This is a genomic window from Leeuwenhoekiella sp. MAR_2009_132 (assembly GCF_000687915.1).
Classification (GTDB): Bacteria; Bacteroidota; Bacteroidia; order Flavobacteriales; family Flavobacteriaceae; genus Leeuwenhoekiella.
Map to the genome: position 1 here is coordinate 1,720,208 of NZ_JHZY01000002.1, position 17,502 is coordinate 1,737,709.

The following is a 17,502-nucleotide window of genomic DNA, read 5'->3' on the forward strand; positions in this document are numbered from 1 at the left end:
AATTTATGAAATTTAAAAAACTGCTTATCTACACGGCTTTGCTCCTTCTACAGATAGCAGCTTTAAAATTTATCGCGCAGTTTCCGCAGTTTATAGAAACTTATTATAGTAATGGTATTTACCCATACAGCTCTAGAATATTTAGGTATGCTTTAGGTTGGATTCCATTTTCATTTGGTGATGTGCTTTACGCCGTTGTAATTATTTACCTATTAATTTCGGTCTATAAACTCTTTAAAAACCGATTTAGAAATGGCTTAAAATTTATTACCGAAGGACTATTAGTTGCCAATATCATTTATTTCAGTTTTCATCTATTATGGGGTCTCAACTATTACAGACTTCCACTACACGAATCGTTATCAATAGAAAAAGACTACACAACCGAAGCGTTAATTAGCCTAACTCAACGACTTATCAAAGAGTCAAATGCACTTCACAAGCAACTGCAACCGGCAGATAGTTTACCGGTGGTATTCGATTTTGCATTGTCTGAAGTTTTTAGAAAAACTCCAGACGGGTATGCGATTGTCGAAGACAATTTTCCTCAACTCGATTATCACCCTATAAGTATTAAAAATTCTCTTTTTAGATTACCACTCACCTACATGGGCTTTGGAGGATATTTGAATCCCATAACTCAGGAAGCACAAATAAACGGGTTGATGCCGGCACATCGCTGGCCATTGGTAAGTTGTCATGAAGAAGCACACCAACTGGGTTTTGCTAAAGAAAACGAAGCTAATTTCATCGCGGTTATGGCCACTACAAATAATCCTGATCCATATTTTAAATATTCAGGATATATTTTTGCGCTGAGATACTGTTTAGGCGAAGTTTATAATCGAAATCCAAATGTAGGAGAGGTTTTAAGTACACAAATAGCTCCCGGAATCATTGCAAATTATAGGGAATCTCAAGCATTCTGGGAGGCTTATGAAAATCCTATAGAACCCATCTTAGAGGTTTTTTACGGTAATTATCTCAAGGTTAATAATCAACCTTCTGGTATGCAAAGCTACAGCTATGTAGTTGCGCTCCTTGTCAATTATTTTGAGAATAAAACGTCATTGCCTTAAAAACGTTAAATTATTCCTAATTAATTATAAAAAAGGCTTAACAAACTGTGCAAAAAGTATCTTTAAGAAACTCTAAACAATTTGTTAAAATGAAAAAAAAGCTATTCTTCTCCGGATGCTTTTTACTCCTTTGCTGCTTTCTATCTGCACAAGAGTATTTTCCGGTAAATGATGGTGTTAAAACCACTAACACAAACTACACACTATTTAAAAATGCTACGCTCCACCCTACTCCAGGAGAAACTGTAGCTAATGGAAATTTACTTATTAAGGATGGTAAGATTGTATCGGTAGGCAAATCTGTAAATGCGCCTAAAAATGCTGTTGTAATAGATTTGATGGGTAAACATGTCTATCCTTCTTTTATAGAAATGTATTCCTCTTTTGGGGTTGAAACACCCTCAAGAGAACGCAATGGCCGCAGTCCACAATATGAATCTACCCGTAACGGCTACTACTGGAACGATCACGTGCGTGCAGAAACAAACGCACTTAATGATTTTAAATACGATTCTAAAGCTGCAAAAGATTTAATTGAAGCCGGTTTTGGAGTTGTAAACACACACAAGGCAGATGCTATTGCTCGTGGAAATGGTATTCTGGTAGCTTTAAATAAAGACGGTGATGCTTCAGAACGTTTAATAGAAACTCGTTCTGCTCAGTTTTTCTCGTTTAGCAAAAGCAACCTTTCTCCTCAGTCGTACCCAAGTTCAATTATGGGAGCAACTGCTCTTATTAGACAATTGTTTGAAGATGCAAAATGGTATAAAGGGGGTAATGTGCCAACCCGCGACTTAGCACTTGAAGCATTAAATAAGAATATGGATTTACCTCAGATTTTCTATGGTGACAATCTTTATGATGATTTACGTATTGCTAAACTTTCTAAAGAGGTTAACGTACCTTTTATTATTGTAGGAGGCGGCGATGAGTACAAGCGTATTGATGAGATTAAGGCAACTGGCGCTTCGTATATAATTCCTGTTAATTTCCCTGAGGCCTATGATGTAGAAGATCCTTTTCAGGCAGATTATGTAAGCTTAAGTCAAATGCTAGAATGGAATCAGGCACCTACTAATCTTGCTAAACTTCAGGATAATGGGTTGACCTTTGCCATTACAACTACAGACTTAAAGTCTCCAGATAAATTAATGCCTATGCTTCGTAAAGCATTTAAATATGGCCTGAAAGAAGAAACTGCGTTACAGGCATTAACTACAGTACCTGCAAAATTATTAGGCAAAAGCAATGAACTGGGTACTTTAACTACAGGAGCCTGGGCAAACCTTCTAATTACTTCAGGACCTGTTTTTGATGAGAAAACAATTATCTACGAAAACTGGGTACAGGGCGCTCAGAACGTTATTAAAGATGCGAGTATTATCGACATTGACGGTAGTTACACAGTGAATGTAAATGGCAAATCTTATGAGATGACCATTTCAAAGTCTACAGAAAAACCCTCAGTAGTTGTTAAAAGTGGCGATACTAAATTAGGTTCTAAGATTGCTTACACAGACGGTTGGTTAAACGTGATGTTTACAGGAGAAAATTCCGAAGTAAAAGAATATACCCGTCTAATGACACAAGTTAACCCTCAAACAAGCTGGAGTGGTAATGCGATTTTACCTAACGGAAAAGAAACTGGTTTCACTGCTACTAAAAAGGAAGCAGCCGAAGCAGAAGACACTGAGGCTAAAGATAAAGAAGATGCAGACAAAGAGGAAGATGCGGTTGAAGTAATGCCCATGACCTACCCCAACATTGCTTATGGGTATACTCAAAAACCAAAAGCACAAACGATATTGTTTAAAAATGCGACGGTTTGGACTAATGAAGAAGCAGGAATACTTAAAGAAACAGATGTTCTGGTTAAAAATGGTAAAATCGCTGCAGTTGGCAAAGGCTTAAGTGCTAGTGGTGCACAGGTTGTAGATGCAACCGGCAAACATTTAACAAGCGGAATCATAGATGAGCACTCGCATATCGCTGCTTTTGATATCAATGAATCTGGTCAAAACTCATCTGCCGAAGTGCGTATGAGAGATGCTGTAAATCCTGACGATATAGATATCTACCGTGATCTTGCAGGTGGTGTTACTACCATACAATTACTTCACGGATCGGCAAACCCTATAGGCGGCCAATCTGCTGTTATGAAACTTAAATGGGGTTCTAGCATAGACGAGATGGTGCTTGACGATATTAAGTTTATCAAATTTGCTTTAGGTGAAAATGTAAAACAATCAAACTGGGGAAGTTTTAGTCGTTTTCCTCAAACGCGAATGGGCGTTCAGCAGATGTTTACAGATTACTTTCAGCGCGCACGTGAGTACGAAGTAAAAAAGAAAAGTGGTAAACCTTATCGCAAAGATTATGAGATGGAAACTCTTGTTGATATTTTAAATAGTGAGCGATTTATATCTTCTCACTCCTATGTTCAAAGTGAGATTAATATGCTTATGAAAGTAGCTGAAGATTTTGACTTTAGAATAAACACATTTACACACATTCTTGAAGGATATAAGGTAGCAGATAAAATGGCAGAGCACGGTGTTGCCGGTTCTACATTTAGTGACTGGTGGGCGTATAAATATGAAGTTAATGATGCCATCCCGTATAATGCTGCAATTATGTGGAGCGCCGGTGTATTAACCGGTATCAACAGCGATGATGCCGAAATGAGTCGCAGATTGAATCAGGAAGCTGCAAAAACAATGAAATATGGCGGTGTGCCAGAAGAAGAAGCCTGGAAGTTTGTGACACTTAATCCTGCAAAAATGTTACATATTGACAATCGTACCGGTAGTATCAAAGAAGGTAAAGATGCAGATTTAGTTTTATGGTCAACTTACCCAATGTCTGTAAGCGCAGTTGCAGAAAAAACCTTGATTGAAGGCGCGGTTTATTTTGATATTGAAAAAGACAAACAGTTACGTGAGACTGTTAAAACTGAAAAAAATAAGCTTACAACACTAATGCTAACTGCTAAAAATAAAGGGCTAAAAACACAACCCGCTAAGAAAGAAGAAAAGCAGCGATTAGATTGTGACACTTTAGAAACACTTGAATAATTATGAAGACGCTAAATAAACTATTTATAGTGCTGCTTCTTGCGACTTTTACAGTACAAGCTCAGCAAACTCCAGCTCAAAAACAAACAGGAGAAATAACCCTAACCGGCGGCACAGCACATATTGGTAATGGTACGGTTATAGAAAAAAGCCTAATTTTTATTAAAGACGGAAAGATTACAGGTGTTTACGACGCCTTAACTACTAAGATGCCTTTACGCGGGGAAATCATAAACATAGAGGGTCAACACATCTACCCAGGCTTTATTGCCCCTGACACCACATTAGGTCTGGTTGAAATTGAAGCTGTGAGAGCTACTGAAGATCAGGACGAAATAGGAGAATACAACCCGCATATTGAAGCTATTGTGGCTTATAATGCAGAATCTAAAGTTGTAGAAAGTATGAGACCAAATGGGATTCTTATCGCACAGGCGGTTCCGCAGGGTGGTACGATTTCTGGACAATCATCTGTAGTACAATTAGATGCCTGGAACTGGGAAGATGCTGTGGTAAAACGCGGTGATGGAATTCATTTAAATTGGCCAAACAGTTATAAGAGAGGCCGCTGGTGGGAAGGTGAAGATCCCGGATACAGCCCTAATAAAGATTACAAATCTGATATTTTAGAGATTGAAGACTTTATTGCGCAATCCCGTGCATTCACTTCTGGCGATTCCTCTATTAAGAATCTACCCTATGCAGCAATGCAGGGAATAATTAATGGAACACAGAATTTATACATTCATGTAGATTCTGATAAAGAAATTCTTGATGTGTTAAAGTTTAAAGAAGACTTGAAGATTGAAAAACTTGTACTTGTAGGAGCTTACAGAGGTTACAAAGTTGCAGATCAAATCGCTAAAGCCAATGTTCCTGTAATTCTGGCCAGAGTACACAGTTTACCAGATGCAGAAGATGATGATTACAATATCTCTTTTAAAATGGTAAAAGATCTTATAGATGCTAAGGTAACTGTAGCTTTAGGAAATAGTGGTGAATACTGGCAATCCCGTAACATTCCATTTTATGCCGGTCAAACTACGGCTCATGGTTTAAGCTTTGAAGATGCTTTACAACTTATCACAAAAAACCCGGCAATCATTCTTGGAGTTTCTGATCAATTAGGAACTTTAGAAGCAGGAAAAGATGCTACATTATTTGTTAGTAAAGGAAATGCTCTTGAAATGCAAGGCAATACTATTACAAGAGCAATGATTTCAGGTAGATCTATAAGTTTAGAAAGTCATCAAACTAAGCTATATAAACGTTATATGGATAAATACAGTAGAACTGAATAACATTTATCATAAATTAAAAGTTAAAAGGTTCGGGTTTTTAACCCGAACCTTTTTTGTTCCTATAAGTATCTAACATAAAACAATATTGAATAAAAGTTTAAATGGCTCTATTCAGCATTGTTATTTTCTCCCCAGTTTAAAATTTTAGCAATTAAAAAATCGCCAGTAACTATTTTTTTAAGATTAAGACATTACTAAATTACAACTTCTTTTCGCGCTTTCTAATAGCCTAAAAGAACACTCAAAGAATGAAACTATATAAAATATGATATAAAAAAAGCCCGATCAGAGATCGGGCTTTTTATTATTTAATCGGAAAAAAAGAATTACTTAGTTTCTAATTTATCTAATTGAGCTTTATATTTATCAGCTTCGGCAGTATTACCTAATTGAACATGTATATTATACAATGTACGTACTGCTTCAATATTTACTTCTTCACCAGCGATAGCTTTTTCTAAATAAGGAACGGCATCGCTATATAAAGCTAAGCGCTTTTTCTTTAGCTCACTGTATTTAGCATTATCTGCCTTACTGTTTCCTAAAGTATTCATTTGCTCAATGATTTCCTTATCCTTACCTAGCATTAATGCGGCAATATTTAAGTTAGCTGCACTATAGTTAGGATCTATTTCTAAAGCTTTTGTGTAATAACTCATTGCTTTATCATCATTCCCAGCTTTAGATGCTCCTACTCCAAGGTTAAAATAAAGACCAGGATTATTAGGATCTTTAGCAATAACCTTATTCATAGCTGCTTCATATTCAGCTGTCATATCCATTTTTAGGTAAACATCTGCCGCAGAACGTAGAAGTGCATCATCGTCTGGGTTTTCAGCAAGTGCATCATCAATAGCAGAAATTGCCTTTTCATTTTCACCTTCCTGAACATAGATTAAAGCGATATTTTTTGCTATTTCTCCAGCGCGAGATTCGGTAACTTCTGTTTTTGGATCTTCGTGAGAACCTGATTTCACAAAAAGATCACGTTGTTGTTTTGAGTTAAAACTCTCTACCTGACCGTTTTCTTTATTTTTTGCTGTAAACTTAGTTTCAATACCAGTATATCCTAAATCTTTTAGCTGCGTGTAATAATCTAAAGCAGTGTCATAATTTTGACCATTAACAGCATTTGATGCAGCAAAATATAGATATGATGTATCTTTTGGGCTTAATGTATAAAGTGTATATAATTTAGTTGCAGCCGCATCATATTTTTCAGCATTTTGATCATCTACAGCTGAAGAAATAACTGCGTTCATCGCTTGTTGCTTAAACTGTGTAGCTTCCTGACCGTACTTGCTACCTCCATTAAACTCGCTAACTTTTGTAAAAGCTTCCATTGCTTTTAAAAGATCGTCTGCTTTTTTATTATCGTCTGCTCCTAAATAAGCTCTACCTTTTATGAAGTAATAATATTCTTTTTCTTTTTCATCCATCTGGCCCATCATACTTTCAAGACCACTTATTTCAGTTTGTGCCTGCACATAACTACCGGCATCAACTGTTTTTTCCGCAGATTTTATCTCTTTCTTCTGCGCAAAAGTTAAAGCGGTAAATGATAGTGCCGCTAATAATAAAGATTTCGTTTTCATTATTTTATTAATTTAATATTCAACTTTGGTTATTCTTCTTCGTCAGAAGAAGGTTTTTCATTATTTATATGTTCATCTTTAGTTGCAGACGTTTCTAAAGTTTCATCACGATCTTCTAAATCATCATCGTCAATTGCATCTTCATCTTTCTTAACTTTAGTAACTGCTGCAATGGTATCCCCATTTTTTAAATTAATTAAACGTACACCTTGAGTAGCTCTACCCATTACGCGTAATTCTGAAACAGCCATTCTAATCGCAATTCCAGATTTATTAATGATCATTAAATCATCTTCATCTGTTACGTTATTAATAGCTACTAGGTTACCTGTCTTTTCTGTAATAGAAATTGTTTTAACCCCTTTACCACCACGATTTGTAACGCGGTAATCTTCTACTAGAGATCGTTTACCATAACCATTTTCTGAGACTACAAGTATATTAGACTCTGCATCATTAACAGCTACCATTCCTATTACTTCATCATTATCATCTGCAAGAGTTATGCCACGCACTCCAGAAGCGTTTCTTCCCATAGGTCTGGTTTTCTCTTCTTCGAAGCGAATGGCCTTGCCAGACTTGATTGCCAGCACAACCTGGCTATCTCCTGTAGTAAGTTTAGCAGAAAGTAATTCATCATCATCTTTAATGGTAATTGCATTAATACCATTAGTACGTGGTCGTGAATATTGTTCTAGCGATGTTTTTTTAACCTGCCCTTTTTTAGTCACCATTATGACATAATGACTGTTGATGTACTCTTCATCTTTAAGATCATTTGTACATATAAAGGTCATTACCTTATCATCTGGCTCAATATTTATGAGGTTTTGAATGGCGCGGCCTTTAGAAGTTTTACTTCCTTCAGGAATTTCAAACACACGCATCCAATAGCATTTACCTTTTTGAGTAAAGAAAATCAAATATTGGTGGTTTGTACCCACAAATAGATGTTCTAAGAAATCTTCATTACGAGTTGTAGAACCTTTTTGACCTACTCCACCTCTATTCTGAGTTTTATATTCTAATAATGAAGTACGTTTAATGTAACCCGCGTGAGAAATGGTTAATACAACCTTCTCATCAGGAATTAAATCTGTTATACTAACATCACCACCCGCAAAATCTATTGTAGTGCGACGCTCATCACCATACTTATCTTTGATCTCGAGTAACTCTTCTTTAATGATCTCCATTCTACGATCCTTGCTTGCAAGAATACCCTTAAGATCTTCAATAGTCTTAATTATATCTGCATACTCATCTCTTAACTTGTCTTGCTCCAGACCCGTTAATTGACGCAAACGCATCTCTACTATAGCTCTAGCCTGAATTTCTGAAAGCTCAAAACGCTCCATCAATTTAGTACGTGCTTCTTCAGCATTACTACTTGCACGTATTATTGCTATAACCTCATCTATATTGTCTGATGCTATTATAAGCCCTTCTAAAATATGTGCACGTTCTTCAGCCTTATTTAATAAAAACTGAGTACGACGTACCACAACTTCGTGACGATGCTCAACAAAATGATGAATCATATCCTTTAGATTCAACATTTCTGGTCTTCCATTAACTAATGCAATATTATTAACACTAAAAGAAGACTGTAAAGCGGTATACTTATATAAGGTATTAAGAACGATATTAGGTATTGCATCACGTTTTAATACGTAAACAATACGCATACCATTACGGTTAGATTCGTCACGTATTGAAGCGATACCGTCTATCTTCTTCTCATTAACAAGATCTGCGGTTTTCTTAATCATATCGGCTTTATTAACCTGATATGGTATTTCTGTGACGATAATACACTCGCGACCTTTAACTTCTTCAATTACAGCTTTTGCTCTTAGAACAACACGCCCACGACCCGTCTTAAAAGCCTCACGTACACCCTCGTAACCGTAAATTGTACCTCCTGTAGGAAAGTCTGGGGCAGTGACATGAGTTATTAATTCATTTATTTCGATATCGTTATTTTCGATATATGCTGAAATTCCGTTAATAACTTCGGTTAAATTGTGCGGCGGCATGTTTGTCGCCATACCCACAGCAATACCAGAAGCACCATTAACTAAAAGACCCGGAATTCGGGTGGGTAATACTTTTGGCTCTTTTAACGTATCATCAAAGTTAAGTTGATGATCTACAGTATCTTTATCTATATCCGCAAGCATCTCCTCAGAGATTTTGCGCATACGAGCCTCTGTATATCGCATTGCAGCCGGGCTGTCACCATCTACAGAACCAAAGTTACCCTGACCATCTACAAGCATATAGCGCAATGACCATTCCTGAGCCATACGCACCATAGTATCATAAACAGATGTATCGCCGTGCGGGTGATATTTACCTAGAACCTCACCTACTATTCTAGCAGATTTTTTATGTGCAGTGTTAGATCTAACACCTAACTCGTGCATACCAAATAAAACGCGTCTGTGTACAGGTTTTAAACCGTCTCGTACATCTGGAAGTGCACGTGACACGATGACCGACATTGAATAGTCAATGTAGGCTGATTTCATCTCATCTTCAATGTTGATAGGAATTAACTTCTCTCCTTCAGCCATATGTATTTATCTTTAAATTTTTGGTTTAAACAGTAAGGGGCAATATACGTTTTTCTCCTGTGTTATCAGTATTTAGCCCACTGCTCTATATTGCTTTTTATTAACAAAAATATGTTTCCCTTTTTAATAAGTATGCTTAACTTCCATTGTCTCTTTGAAAGTAATTTTGTCAATTTACTTAAAGTGATATCAACGGAACGGTTTTTGAATTGTTATTTAAAAACTTAGAAAAAGATAGGAGTGTTTATGGATGATAATTTTTCACCACGAGTTAAGGATGTAATTGCGTACAGCAAGGAAGAAGCTTTACGACTAGGTCATGACTTTATTGGAACCGAGCATCTTATGCTGGGATTACTACGTGACGGAAGCGGAAAAGCTATAGAAATTCTTCAGGCATTAGATGTTGACCTGAGCCATTTAAGGCGTAAAGTTGAAATTTTAAGCCCGGCCAACCCAAGTACAGAACTGGGCAGCAGCGAGAAGCAAAATCTACATCTTACGCGACAGGCAGAGCGCGCATTAAAAACAACTTTTTTAGAAGCTAAACTTTTTCAAAGTTCTTCTATTAACACAGCGCATCTTTTACTTTGTGTATTACGCAATGAGAATGATCCTACAACCAAGTTGCTAAACAAACTCAAAGTAGATTATGATAATGTAAAAGATCAATTTAAACTTATGATGACCAGCGATGACGATTATATAGAGCCAATTAAAAGTGAATCTTTTAGTGATGATGATACTGCTTCAGAATCTTCAAAAGAAAATCCTTTTAATGCTCCCGGAAATAAAACCAACAAAAAATCCAAGACTCCTGTTTTAGATAATTTTGGGCGCGACTTGACAGCAATGGCTGAAGAAAACAAGCTAGATCCTGTTGTAGGCCGCGAGAAAGAAATTGAACGTGTTTCTCAAATTTTGAGTAGACGTAAAAAAAATAACCCGTTACTTATAGGTGAGCCTGGTGTGGGTAAATCTGCTATTGCAGAGGGACTTGCATTGCGTATTGTAAAACGTAAAGTATCACGTATACTTTTTGACAAACGCGTTGTAACTCTTGACCTTGCGAGTTTAGTTGCGGGCACTAAATACAGAGGTCAGTTTGAAGAGCGCATGAAAGCGGTAATGAACGAGCTTGAAAAGAATACTGATATTATTCTTTTTATAGACGAAATACATACAATTGTAGGCGCAGGTGGTGCAACAGGTTCACTTGACGCGAGCAATATGTTTAAACCGGCCTTAGCACGTGGCGAACTGCAATGCATAGGAGCAACTACTCTTGATGAATACAGACAGTATATCGAGAAAGATGGTGCACTAGAAAGACGCTTTCAAAAAGTTATTGTAGAACCAACAAATGAGGAAGAAACTATTGAGATTCTTAATAATATTAAAGATAAATATGAAGATCATCACAATGTAGTGTATACTCCTGAAGCCATTAAAGCCTGTGTTACTTTAACGAGCAGGTATATGACAGATCGTTTCCTACCCGATAAGGCAATAGATGCTTTAGATGAAGCCGGCTCTAGAGTACACATCATCAATATAGACGTACCTAAGAAAATAATTGATTTAGAACGTCAACTGGAAGAAGTACGCGAACGCAAAAACTCTGTGGTTAAAAAACAAAAATATGAGGAAGCTGCAAAGTTACGTGATGATGAGAAAAATATTGAAAAAGATTTAGCAGCTGCTCAATTAGCCTGGGAAGAAGATTCTAAACAGCATAAAGAAACCGTTACTGAAGATAATGTTGCTGATGTAGTTTCTATGATGTCTGGTATTCCAGTTACGAGAATTGCTAAAACAGAGAGTAATAAACTTGCTGAATTACCTAAGTCTATTAAAAATAAAGTTATAGGTCAGGATGAGGCTGTTGCTAAAGTTGCTAAAGCTATACAACGCAATAGAGCAGGATTAAAAGATCCTAACAAACCTATTGGATCCTTTATTTTCTTAGGTCAAACCGGTGTTGGTAAGACTCAATTAGCGAAAATTCTAGCTACAGAATTGTTTGACAATGAAGATGCATTAGTACGTATAGATATGAGTGAGTATATGGAGAAATTTGCCGTATCTCGCTTAATTGGTGCACCTCCTGGTTATGTAGGATATGAAGAAGGTGGTCAGCTTACTGAAAAAATACGCAGAAAACCTTACGCAGTAGTACTTCTTGATGAGATTGAAAAAGCGCATCCAGATGTGTTTAATATGCTGCTTCAAGTATTAGATGATGGGTATCTAACAGATTCATTGGGTCGTAAAATCGACTTTAAGAATACGGTTATTATTATGACATCAAACATTGGCGCACGTAAAATAAAAGATTTTGGCCAGGGTGTAGGTTTTGGAACCGCAGCCAGAAAAGATCAGGCAGATGAAAATGCTAAAGGAATTATTCAAAATGCCTTGAAAAAGGCTTTTGCACCAGAATTCCTGAATCGTGTAGATGATGTTATTGTCTTTAATGCTTTAGACCGTAAAGAAATACACCAAATTATTGATATCGAATTGAAAAAATTATTCAATCGCATACAATCTTTAGGTTACAATTTGCAACTTAGTGAGAAAGCAAAAGATTTTATCAGTGAGAAAGGTTTTGATAAAGAATATGGTGCAAGACCATTAAAAAGAGCAATTCAGAAATATATTGAAGATGCTCTTGCAGAAGAAATCATTACTGCAAAAATTGCTGAAGGAGATAATATCTTTATGGATATCGAAGACGGTAAAGATGAGTTATCAATTAAAATTGAAAAGGCTGAAAATTCTGCTCAATCTTAAGCATTTCAGAACATTAAACCATAAAAAAAAAGAACCACAAATGTGGTTCTTTTTTTATTTATAACATTTTCTTAAACTCTTCTATTTACAATTTAATTATATTTAATTATGGGATTAACAAGAAAGCTAATACAACTTAAAGCAGGTATCATAGAATTTACAGATTTCTATGCCCTGGGTATTGTAAATCCTGATATAAATTTTGATGAGAATGATCGTAAAGCATTTTTAAATGCCTGCCTTGATTATTTTAATGATCAACCCTTCGGTTATATCTCTGTACGTAATCACTCTTACAGTATTAATCCGTTAATATATTTAGAACTTAATAAAATAGATAATTTGCGAGCCTTTGCAATAGTTAGCCGCACGTCAATAGGAAGAGGTAATGCCAAAATTGAAGGTCAGTTTTTTAATAAACCGTTCGGAATATTTGAAACGAAACGTGACGCAGAAAAATGGATAAATGCAGAGGTTAAAAAATCAATAGATACAAATTAAAAAAGGTGCTTGAGCACCTTTTTTAATTCTTATTTATTTACTCGTATAGGTATTACTTTACCCCTATTAGATTTAGGTTCAATATTTATTAAAAAGGTATAAACCCACATTAAGGTAAATGAAGGGATGATATCTGTAAAAGGAAGTAATTCTTCTATAAAAACAAGAACAGAAGCAAACTTTCCATTACGACCAGGATACATTTTTTGCATTTGTTTAGCAGCTACAGGAGCCCAAGCTAAATCTAGAAAAGGCCCAACTACAGGAATTGCCATACTTAGCATACCTACAGCATCAAAGAAAATGCCTTTCATCAATAAATTATAGTCTAAAGTCTTCATAACTATTTGTTTTTATAAATATAAAGCAAATAACCTGCCAGAGTTACCTTAAATCTGAACTAATAAGCTTTAAAAATTCATTGCGTGTTTCAATCTTTTCAAATTGTCCTCTAAAGCCAGATGTTGTAGTTGTTGAATTTTGTTTTTGAATACCCCGCATCATCATGCACATATGAGAAGCTTCAATCACTACTGCCACTCCCTGAGGTTTTAAAGTGTCATTTATGCATTCTAAAATATTGTGAGTTAAACGTTCCTGAACCTGTAACCTACGTGCAAATACATCTACAATACGTGGTATTTTGCTTAATCCTACAATATGTCCGTTAGGTATGTAAGCAATATGTGCTTTACCAAAAAAAGGTAACAAGTGGTGTTCGCAGAGAGAATATAATTCTATATTTTTTACAATAACCATCTCATTGTAATCTTCTTTAAACATAGCCCCTTTCAAAATAGCCGCAGGATCTATATCATTACCACTCGTTAGATACATCATTGCTTTTGCTGCTCGCTCAGGTGTTTTTAAAATACCTTCACGAGAAGTATCTTCACCCAGTCCTCTAATTATAGCCTCATAATTGTTCTTTATTTCATCTTTAACGGTAATGTTATACTCTTCAAACTTTTTGTAGGGTGACATAAGCAATTTTTTTGTTTTTAAAGATAGGCCTCTTGCAATTTATCCTGAAAAAGCTTCTTAATCTTGTTAATTTTAGGATCTATAATAAACTGGCAATAACCTTGTTGTTTGTTGTTATTGTAATATGAACTATGTTCTTCTTCCGCTAAGTAAAAAGGCATTGCTTCGGTTACCTCGGTGACGATTTTAGAATCAAATATCTTTTCTTCCTCTAAAAGAGCGATAAATTTTTGAGCTTCTAAAAATTGCGCTTGAGAATGATAATAAATTGCACTACGATATTGTGTTCCCACATCGTTGCCCTGGCGATTTAATGTTGTAGGATCGTGTGTAGTGAAAAATATTTGAAGCAACTCTAGATAGGAAATTACAGCAGGATCGTATTCAAACTGAATAGCTTCAGCGTGGCCAGTTCTACCCTGACACACTTCACGATAGGGTGGATTTTTTATGGCTCCGCCCGTGTAACCGCTGCGTACATTATAAATTCCGTTAAAACGTTGAAAAACAGCCTCAGTACACCAGAAACATCCGTTTGCAAAGGTTGCAGTCATTAAATTAGTATTCATAGCATCGCAAATTTAGACTCTAAGTATATCTTAGAATTTAGTTTAACTTTTTGTTAATACTTTTCTTTAAATCGTTAAACAAAACGATAAAAAACAATGTTATCGATTATTATTATAAAGGGTGCTTTATCTTTGTGACCTTAATAAAACACTGTTTTTTCTAAAATAAAAGTGGTTAAAATAGTCGCTTTAGTTGATCTTAAATTACATTAAATCACGCACTGCCTTTATGATTAAAGCTGAATCTATTTTTAAATCCTATGGAGACGTACAAGTCTTAAAAGGTGTTGACTTGTTAATTGAAGATGGTGAGGTTGTTTCTATTGTTGGAGCAAGTGGTGCGGGAAAAACAACACTTTTGCAAATTCTGGGAACATTAGATCGCGCAGATAAAATACCTAATACACATCTATCTATAAATGATATTGAAATCTCAACGCTTAACGAAAAAGAACTTAGCCGATTTAGAAATTTAAATATTGGTTTTATCTTTCAGTTTCATCAATTATTACCTGAGTTTACGGCGCTTGAGAATGTTTGTATTCCTGCATTTATTGCAAAAAAAGACAAACATGAAGCTGAGAAAAAAGCTAAAGAATTGCTTGAGTTTTTAGGTCTGGGCCATCGTATACATCACAAACCAAATCAACTTTCTGGTGGTGAGCAACAACGTGTAGCTGTAGCTCGCTCACTTGTTAACGAGCCTGCTTTAATTCTGGCAGATGAACCTTCTGGTAATCTTGATAGTGAGTCTGCAGAAAACCTTCACAAACTATTTTTTAAACTTCGGGACACCTACAATCAAACCTTTGTAATTGTAACCCACAACGAAGATCTGGCTGCAATGGCAGATCGTAAATTAACTATGGTAGATGGCAAAATCATCTCTTAAGCTCAAAAAGAGCGAACTCAAAGAATTTTTAGATGAAAAGGCTGCTCTTTATGAAAGTCCAAAATTTATAGGCACAGACCCTATACAAATTCCACATCAATTTACTAAAAAAGAAGATATTGAAATTATAGGTTTTCTGGTGGCTACCATTGCCTGGGGAAACCGAAAAAGCATCATTAACAATGGTAATAAACTTATAGAATTACAAGGTAATGCGCCTTACGATTTTATAAAAAATCATTCTTCTGAAGATTTAAAGACGCTTCAGAATTTTGTGCACCGCACCTTTAACGGCACAGATTTAATTACGTTTATTACAAGTTTAAAGAATATATACACTCATCACAAAGGATTAGAATACGCCTTTAGTATTCATGCCTCAAATTCTGGCATGCAACCTGCAATTAGTGAGTTTAAGAAGCTGTTTTTTGAGATACCCCATTTAAACCGAACTCAAAAACACGTTAGCGATCCCATAAAAAATTCTGCGGCAAAACGTATCAATATGTTCTTAAGATGGATGGTTAGACCAGCCCTGGCTGGTGTGGATTTTGGAATATGGCAACGTATCACACCCGCACAACTCTCCTGCCCTCTTGACGTACATAGCGGTAGAGTTGCCCGACAATTGGGGTTATTGAAGCGCTCACAAAACGATGCAAAAGCAGTAGAAGAGCTTGATCAATATCTTAGAGTATTAGATCCTCTAGATCCTGTGAAATATGACTTTGCACTTTTTGGTTTAAGTGCTTTTGAAAAGGACTTATTTTAATTTTTAGAAATTGTAATTTTGCATTTCTTTAACAGTCTATTATTTAACGAAATTAGGATACTCATTTTTTATTTCAGAGTAGGCTTAATTAATGTAATTAATATCCATCATGCAAGTACCTGATTTCCCAAAAAATGAACAAAGCCGAATTTTACAATTGGAGCAATTACAGTTACTTGAGAGTGCGTCAGATCCTAATTTTGATATTATTACGAGGCTTGCTTCGGTAATCTGTGATGTTCCTGTAGCCTTAATTTCACTGGTTAGTGAAGATAAACAATGGTTTAAATCTAAAATTGGATGGGATTTGTGTGAGAGTGATCGGGAGATTTCGTTTTGTGCACACGCAATTTTAAAGCCTAAGACAATTACGATTGTACCTGACTCTAGATTAGATGACCGCTTTAAAGACAACCCCTTAATTTCAGCAGATTTTCCTGTAATTTTTTATGCAGGAGTACCACTACTAACACCCACAGGTGAGGCTTTAGGAACGCTTTGTGTGATAGATAAAAAACCCAAAAAGCTTTCTGATGTTCAAATTAATTCTCTTAAAGACCTTGCTACTCAAGTTGAAAATCTATTTGAGTTGAGACGTAATAATATTAGTCTGGTTAAAATTGAAAAGTTGCTGCACGCAAAAAATGATCAATTAAAAACTTTTGCAGGCACTGTATCTCACGATATGAAAATGCCCCTTGCAAATATGATCATCACAACAGATATTCTTAAAGCTAAATATGGAAATCATTTTGATATACAAGGCAATGAATATTTGGCTTACCTCAAACAATCGTCGTTTTCCTTAAGTGATTATATAGATAATCTACTCGCCTACTATGAAAGTGAAGATTTAACCATTCAAAATGTAGAAGAATTTAACCTAAATGATCTTCTTGAAGATCTTATAGATCTTTTAAATATTAATGAAGATTACATCATTAATCTTCCCGAAAACAGTTTAGACCTGAAAACTAATAAAGCTGCGGTAAATCAAATTCTTATAAATCTAATCACCAATAGTCTAAAATATAATGATAAAGAAACAGGTGTTATAGATTTTAGATGTATTGAAGATCAAGCGTATTATTATGTTCAGATACGTGATAATGGCCGAGGAATTCCAAAAGAAAAACAACAGACAATTTTTGATTTATTTACAGTAGCTTCAGAGACCGATAATAAGGGTAAAAAAGGTAATGGTATAGGACTCTCTACAGTAAAAAACCTAGTAAACTCACTTGGCGGAATTATCACTGTAGATAGCGATGGAGAGAACGGGACTACGTTTGACTTTACAATTAAAAAGGTGCTTTCTTAAGAATATTTGTTTGACTATCTTTAAACCTAATTAAAACTGGTA

The 17,502-nt window shown here is 35.6% G+C and carries 13 protein-coding genes; 8 read left to right on the forward strand and 5 right to left on the reverse strand.

What is annotated here, in order from left to right; translation table 11 throughout:
* The first annotated feature begins 5 nt into the window (after nt 1–5).
* The 3 genes from P164_RS07315 (at nt 6) to P164_RS07325 (ending at nt 5,454) form a co-directional block, all read left to right on the forward strand.
* Complete coding sequence (locus tag P164_RS07315; protein ID WP_028375785.1) at nt 6–1,079, forward strand: DUF3810 domain-containing protein; 1,074 nt, start codon at nt 6–8, stop codon at nt 1,077–1,079.
* Between the two features lie 89 nt (nt 1,080–1,168).
* On the forward strand, nt 1,169–4,153 hold the full coding sequence (locus P164_RS07320) for an amidohydrolase family protein (RefSeq protein WP_028375786.1): 2,985 nt from the start codon (nt 1,169–1,171) through the stop codon (nt 4,151–4,153).
* 2 nt (nt 4,154–4,155) lie between these two features.
* On the forward strand, nt 4,156–5,454 hold the full coding sequence (locus tag P164_RS07325; protein ID WP_028375787.1) for an amidohydrolase family protein: 1,299 nt from the start codon (nt 4,156–4,158) through the stop codon (nt 5,452–5,454).
* 326 nt (nt 5,455–5,780) lie between these two features.
* Here P164_RS07325 and P164_RS07330 read toward each other — a convergent pair whose 3' ends face one another.
* Both P164_RS07330 and gyrA read right to left on the reverse strand, forming a co-directional pair.
* Nucleotides 5,781–7,049, reverse strand: a complete 1,269-nt coding sequence (locus tag P164_RS07330) for a tetratricopeptide repeat protein (protein ID WP_028375788.1) — start codon at nt 7,047–7,049, stop codon at nt 5,781–5,783.
* Nucleotides 7,050–7,078: 29 nt separating this feature from the next.
* The gene (gene gyrA, locus P164_RS07335; RefSeq protein WP_028375789.1) at nt 7,079–9,628 is read right to left on the reverse strand and encodes a DNA gyrase subunit A; all 2,550 of its coding nucleotides are present in this window, start codon (nt 9,626–9,628) and stop codon (nt 7,079–7,081) included.
* Between the two features lie 246 nt (nt 9,629–9,874).
* Between gyrA and P164_RS07340 the strand changes: the two genes are divergently transcribed.
* Together P164_RS07340 and P164_RS07345 are read left to right on the forward strand one after the other, a co-directional pair.
* Entirely contained in the window at nt 9,875–12,421 is a 2,547-nt protein-coding gene (locus P164_RS07340; RefSeq protein ID WP_028375790.1) for an ATP-dependent Clp protease ATP-binding subunit, read from the forward strand.
* 108 nt (nt 12,422–12,529) lie between these two features.
* The gene (locus tag P164_RS07345) at nt 12,530–12,922 is read left to right on the forward strand and encodes a hypothetical protein (RefSeq protein WP_051621268.1); all 393 of its coding nucleotides are present in this window, start codon (nt 12,530–12,532) and stop codon (nt 12,920–12,922) included.
* 29 nt (nt 12,923–12,951) lie between these two features.
* On the opposite strand, the gene P164_RS07350 is transcribed toward P164_RS07345, so the two are convergent.
* The 3 genes from P164_RS07350 to msrA are packed head-to-tail and all read right to left on the reverse strand — an operon-like array spanning nt 12,952 to nt 14,475.
* Nucleotides 12,952–13,263, reverse strand: coding sequence for a hypothetical protein (locus P164_RS07350; RefSeq protein WP_028375791.1), 312 nt, complete (start codon nt 13,261–13,263; stop codon nt 12,952–12,954).
* Nucleotides 13,264–13,306: 43 nt separating this feature from the next.
* Nucleotides 13,307–13,906, reverse strand: coding sequence for a GTP cyclohydrolase I FolE (gene folE / locus P164_RS07355; protein ID WP_028375792.1), 600 nt, complete (start codon nt 13,904–13,906; stop codon nt 13,307–13,309).
* A 17-nt stretch (nt 13,907–13,923) separates the two neighbouring features.
* The gene (gene msrA, locus P164_RS07360; RefSeq protein ID WP_028375793.1) at nt 13,924–14,475 is read right to left on the reverse strand and encodes a peptide-methionine (S)-S-oxide reductase MsrA; all 552 of its coding nucleotides are present in this window, start codon (nt 14,473–14,475) and stop codon (nt 13,924–13,926) included.
* A gap of 229 nt (nt 14,476–14,704) precedes the next feature.
* Here msrA and P164_RS07365 point away from each other — a divergent pair, with 229 nt between their 5' ends.
* The 3 genes from P164_RS07365 (at nt 14,705) to P164_RS07375 (ending at nt 17,460) form a co-directional block, all read left to right on the forward strand.
* Nucleotides 14,705–15,367 carry an ABC transporter ATP-binding protein gene (locus tag P164_RS07365; protein WP_028375794.1) on the forward strand — a complete coding sequence of 221 codons (663 nt, stop codon included), beginning with the start codon at nt 14,705–14,707 and terminating at the stop codon, nt 15,365–15,367.
* Nucleotides 15,348–16,139, forward strand: a complete 792-nt coding sequence (locus tag P164_RS07370; RefSeq protein WP_028375795.1) for a TIGR02757 family protein — start codon at nt 15,348–15,350, stop codon at nt 16,137–16,139. The genes P164_RS07365 and P164_RS07370 overlap by 20 nt, the downstream gene beginning before the upstream one ends.
* 109 nt (nt 16,140–16,248) lie before the next feature.
* Nucleotides 16,249–17,460 carry a GAF domain-containing sensor histidine kinase gene (locus tag P164_RS07375; RefSeq protein WP_028375796.1) on the forward strand — a complete coding sequence of 404 codons (1,212 nt, stop codon included), beginning with the start codon at nt 16,249–16,251 and terminating at the stop codon, nt 17,458–17,460.
* Nucleotides 17,461–17,502 lie beyond the last annotated feature (42 nt).

What these genes read in the sequence shown, in the direction of transcription:
- folE (WP_028375792.1), bottom strand. Translation starts at nt 13,906, where the DNA reads ATGTCACCCTACAAAAAGTTTGAAGAGTATAACATTACCGTTAAAGAT.
- P164_RS07370 (WP_028375795.1), top strand. Translation starts at nt 15,348, where the DNA reads ATGGCAAAATCATCTCTTAAGCTCAAAAAGAGCGAACTCAAAGAATTT.
- P164_RS07330 (WP_028375788.1), bottom strand. Translation starts at nt 7,049, where the DNA reads ATGAAAACGAAATCTTTATTATTAGCGGCACTATCATTTACCGCTTTA.
- P164_RS07375 (WP_028375796.1), top strand. Translation starts at nt 16,249, where the DNA reads ATGCAAGTACCTGATTTCCCAAAAAATGAACAAAGCCGAATTTTACAA.
- P164_RS07345 (WP_051621268.1), top strand. Translation starts at nt 12,530, where the DNA reads ATGGGATTAACAAGAAAGCTAATACAACTTAAAGCAGGTATCATAGAA.
- P164_RS07315 (WP_028375785.1), top strand. Translation starts at nt 6, where the DNA reads ATGAAATTTAAAAAACTGCTTATCTACACGGCTTTGCTCCTTCTACAG.
- P164_RS07325 (WP_028375787.1), top strand. Translation starts at nt 4,156, where the DNA reads ATGAAGACGCTAAATAAACTATTTATAGTGCTGCTTCTTGCGACTTTT.
- gyrA (WP_028375789.1), bottom strand. Translation starts at nt 9,628, where the DNA reads ATGGCTGAAGGAGAGAAGTTAATTCCTATCAACATTGAAGATGAGATG.
- P164_RS07320 (WP_028375786.1), top strand. Translation starts at nt 1,169, where the DNA reads ATGAAAAAAAAGCTATTCTTCTCCGGATGCTTTTTACTCCTTTGCTGC.
- P164_RS07365 (WP_028375794.1), top strand. Translation starts at nt 14,705, where the DNA reads ATGATTAAAGCTGAATCTATTTTTAAATCCTATGGAGACGTACAAGTC.
- P164_RS07340 (WP_028375790.1), top strand. Translation starts at nt 9,875, where the DNA reads ATGGATGATAATTTTTCACCACGAGTTAAGGATGTAATTGCGTACAGC.
- P164_RS07350 (WP_028375791.1), bottom strand. Translation starts at nt 13,263, where the DNA reads ATGAAGACTTTAGACTATAATTTATTGATGAAAGGCATTTTCTTTGAT.
- msrA (WP_028375793.1), bottom strand. Translation starts at nt 14,475, where the DNA reads ATGAATACTAATTTAATGACTGCAACCTTTGCAAACGGATGTTTCTGG.